The sequence below is a fragment of the Niallia nealsonii genome (genome assembly GCF_002835805.1).
In the GTDB taxonomy this organism is placed as follows: Bacteria; Bacillota; Bacilli; order Bacillales; family Cytobacillaceae; genus Niallia; species Niallia nealsonii.
This window is the reverse complement of the sequence record NZ_PISE01000089.1, coordinates 1-1,538: the sequence shown is the minus strand read 5'-3', so window position 1 is coordinate 1,538 and position 1,538 is coordinate 1. Positions and strand designations below refer to the sequence as shown.

The window sequence follows — 1,538 nt, the reverse complement described above, 5'->3', positions numbered from 1 at the left end:
CTCTTATGGCAATGGCTCCAAAGGGTGAGCATTTAGGTGTGTTAGCTGGTGTATTTGTAGCAACTATTGTATCTTTCTTAATCGCAGCATTTATTTTGAAAACAAGCAAAGGTGAAGAAGAAGATATCACTGCAGCTACAGAAAAAATGGAAGCATTAAAAGGCAAAAAAAGCTCCGTAGCTGGTTCTTTAACAGAAAAAGCAGTAGAAAATAACGAAGAATTCGATTATAAAAAAGTGAAAAAGATAATTTTCGCATGTGATGCTGGTATGGGTTCTAGTGCGATGGGCGCATCTATTATGCGTAATAAAGTAAAAAAAGCAGAAGTTGAAGGAATAGATGTTACCAATACTTCTATTGCAAACCTTCCAAATGATGCTGATCTTGTTATTACACATAAAGATTTAACAGACCGTGCTATTGAAAAATTGCCGAATGCGCAACATATATCTGTTGAAAACTTCTTGAACAGCCCTAAATATGATGAAATTATAAATAAGTTAAAATAAGATAATAAAAAATCCAGAGATGAGTTTTTCTCTGGATTTTTTATTATCTATTATTGATAAATGTTTATAGTAATAATTTAAAAAATAGGACAATATAGAAAAAGATTTGAAAGAACTTTTACTTAAAAGAAATAAAAAAGAAGATAACTTTTGGCAACATTAGATTTGAAAAAACTATGTTTAGTACTGATTGATAGTGCTAACATACATATTTATAATTAAATTATGTCAAGGCAATAGGGTGATCAGACATGCTGGTTTCAGCTAGAGAGAGACTGATTTTGCAGTTTTTGCTTGAAAATATAAATATAGAAACCACAATAAAACAATTGGCTGACATTGTGAATGTTAGTGAAAGAACCGTTCATCGGGACTTGAAAAACATTGAAGATGTCTTAAAGACGTTTCATCTCAAATTACAAAAAAAGGCTGGAGTAGGAGTAAAGTTAACTGGGACACAAAGTGATGTATATCAACTGCGTGTCACTATTTTGAAACAAGATTTTACGGAGTACACCCCTGATGAACGAATGATGGTTGCACTTTGTGCATTACTTGATAATAAGGATCCTATCAAACTTTTCTCATTAGCAAGTGATTTAGGGGTGACAACTGCTACAGTCAGTAATGATCTAGATAAGTTAGAGCCTTTTCTGGAGGAGTTTGGATTAAAACTTATACGGAAAAGGGGATATGGCATTGAATTAGAAGGAACCGAGGAAGGAAAGAGAAGGGCGATTAGCAGCTTAATTTCCGATCGATTTGATGTTCCGGAATTTCTTAAAATGGTTAAGGAAAATATTCAAAAAAAATCGAGCAATAAAGTGGACTCTATATCTGAACGATTGTTAGGATTAGTGCAAAAAGATAAATTAATATTAATCGAAAGCATTATAGGAGATATTAATGAAGAATTGCCATATCCGTTAGCAGATAGTTCTTACGTTGGATTAGTTGTTCATCTTGCGTTGGCCATGGAAAGAATTCAAAGAGGAGAGAATATTGCTCTTCAAAAAGAGTATTTACAGG

The 1,538-nt window shown here is 32.8% G+C and carries 1 protein-coding gene and 1 pseudogene; both read left to right on the top strand.

Going from position 1 to position 1,538, the window contains the following annotated elements:
* Positions 1-509, top strand: a pseudogene (locus tag CWS01_RS22180) (PTS mannitol transporter subunit IICB); the annotation flags it as partial.
* 251 nt (positions 510-760) lie between these two features.
* Positions 761-1,538: BglG family transcription antiterminator (locus CWS01_RS22175; RefSeq protein ID WP_157827730.1), on the top strand; the 778-nt coding region annotated here is incomplete at its 3' end.